The following is a 2,396-nucleotide window of genomic DNA, read 5'->3' as shown; positions in this document are numbered from 1 at the left end:
ATACTGGATAGTAGGTGTTTCATTTTTGATCTCCATGTCATCAATATCGCCGACACGGTAAATCACTGCTTGCGCCTTTTCATGTCCCCGCAAACAGAAAAACGACGCAGGACAAAATCCTAGCGTCGTTTTTCTATTTTCACACAAACCAATGCGAGAGACGTCTAACTCTCTGCGATCCTGTTAAGCGCTCACGCTGAGCGCTTTCTCGCGTTTAAACGCTCACTGCACTCGCTTATTGTTGTGCGTCAACCTCTGCATAAGTCACATCCACTTGCTCACGCAGCGCTTCGAGTGTGGCAGACAAAGACATATTGCTCATCGCACGTGCAACGCGATCCGCCATTTGGCTTTGTGGGCTAATGTCTGGCATCGCTGGGTTAATCACGTTATCCAGCGCAACCACCACAATATCGCCCTGACGGTTCTGCGTCACCCCATAACTTGCGCCTGTATCGTTAGGCTGAGGCAACGAGAAAGCGAGCTCCGACACCGCTTGCTGCTGAGAAACACGATTGATCACTTGCGCATCACTGAACACATAATCACCCTGATCTAGCGTACCGGTCTGCTCAAGTTGCGCGACCAATTGGTCCGCTTTTTCTTGCGCCTGCTGACGGCCTTTTTCTGCCGCGAGCGTCGCCTGCACCTGGTCTTTTACTTCGGCAAAACTCAATTGCTTTTCAGGCTTCACATCGTCGAGACGCACCACAATCGCGTGCTCACCTGACAGCTCAATCAGCTCAGAGTTAAGGCCATTTTCACGCACATCATAGCTATCAAGCGCTTGCTGGATTTGAGGGCGCGCCATTAAGCCTTGGGCATTATCGAGCGCAAAGTAATCCGTAAACTGCACCTTCGCATTCACCGCCTCTGCGGCTGGCTCAAGGCCATTCGCCTCTTCAAACGCTACTTCAGCCAGTTGCGTTGACTGTGCATAGAAACGATCCGCCGCTTGCTCTTGTTGCAGAGCAAGACGAATGTCGTCTTTTACGTCAGACAATGGCGTAACATCGGCTGGGTCAATATCATCTAAGCGAATGATATGATAGCCGAAATCAGATTTAACTAAGCCACTAATATCGCCTTTTTGCGCCAGTGCGTAAGCGGCTTTTTCAAACGCAGGATCCATCACACCGGGTTCAATCCAATCCAATGATCCGTTTTGCTCGGCACTAAAGGTGTCATCAGAAACTTCCTTGACCAAGGTCGCAAACGCTTCACCTTGATTGAGGCGATCTAACGCTTGTTGAGCACGAGCTTTGGCGTCGTCTCCTGTTCCTTCAATTAAGATGTGGCTAACCTTACGGCGCTCTTGTGAGCCATACTGAGACTGGTTGTCTTGGTAGTAAGTGGCAATGTCTTCATCCGTGACTTGAATGTCACTGGCTAGCCCTTCACCAGTTAATTCCACATACGCGACTTTCACCATACGTGGTTGAATATAATCATCACGATTCGCTTGGTAATAGGCTTCCAGCTCCTCATCCGTTAACGACACCTGGTTGGCAAAGTCCTCAACTGGCAAGGTTAAAGTGCGCACTTCACGGCTCTGTGCTTCGAGACGGTATAAGCTTTCCAGTTCGCTAGGTAATACGAATGCAGTTGTTTGTAAGCCATTGACCAACTGCTGGCGCATTAAATCTGTGCGCATATAGTTAGCAAATTCATCTGCACTCATACCGGTTTGACGCAATGCCGCTTGATAGCGCTCGTTATTAAACTGACCCGCCTGACGGAATTGAGGCATGGCACGGATCGCCGCTTTCACTTGTGCGTCACTGACGCGTAATCCTAATTCACTGGCTTCGTGCTCTAAAAGCAAGTCATTCACCATACGATCAAGAATATTTTGGCGAAAACGTTTTACGTATTCGGGGTTACCGAGAAGCTGATTGAATTGCTCGCCCGCTTGTTGCTGCATACGTGCACGCTCATTTTGATACGCGCGATCCAGTTCCGCTCGGCTAATTTCTTTATCACCGACGGTTGCAGCAGGCGGTGTAGATCCACCGGCCAGATAACTACCGACACCGGCAAAAGCAAAGGAAAAGATAATAAGGCTTAAAATGATCTTAACCGGAAGACTATTGGTGCCTTCGCGTATACGTTCCATCATAACGGGCCGGTACTCCAACTGGTTTGGACTGGTTGTTTTTCAACTAAAAAGGCGCATCTTTTGATGCGCCTTTACGCTCTTGTGCACCGAATTATACGCGGTTGTTAGTGGCTTTGCAGCTCCAACACCCTGTCAAACGCGAATAATTCGGCACGACCTCACGTGATAATTACTCGTTTACTGCGTCTTTTAACGCTTTACCGGCTTTAAAGCCCGGTACTTTTGCAGCGGCAATATCAATTTCAGCACCGGTTTGCGGGTTGCGTCCCTTACGTGC

2 protein-coding genes are annotated in these 2,396 nt (G+C 49.1%); both read right to left on the bottom strand.

The window, feature by feature from the left end; all coding sequences use genetic code 11:
• Positions 1–235: 235 nt before the first annotated feature.
• On the bottom strand, positions 236–2,119 hold the full coding sequence (gene ppiD, locus BZG79_RS14205) for a peptidylprolyl isomerase (protein WP_077576280.1): 1,884 nt from the start codon (positions 2,117–2,119) through the stop codon (positions 236–238).
• Positions 2,120–2,288: 169 nt separating this feature from the next.
• Positions 2,289–2,396: HU family DNA-binding protein (locus BZG79_RS14200; RefSeq protein ID WP_199877931.1), on the bottom strand; the 108-nt coding region annotated here is incomplete at its 5' end.

This window comes from Salinivibrio sp. MA427 (genome assembly GCF_001996115.1).
GTDB lineage: Bacteria > Pseudomonadota > Gammaproteobacteria > Enterobacterales > Vibrionaceae > Salinivibrio > Salinivibrio costicola.
Note: the sequence above shows the minus strand (reverse complement) of the source record. Positions and strands in the feature narration are given on the sequence as shown.

Bases quoted from the DNA above. Each gene is read 5' to 3' on its own strand.
- ppiD (WP_077576280.1), bottom strand. From the start codon at position 2,119: ATGATGGAACGTATACGCGAAGGCACCAATAGTCTTCCGGTTAAGATC.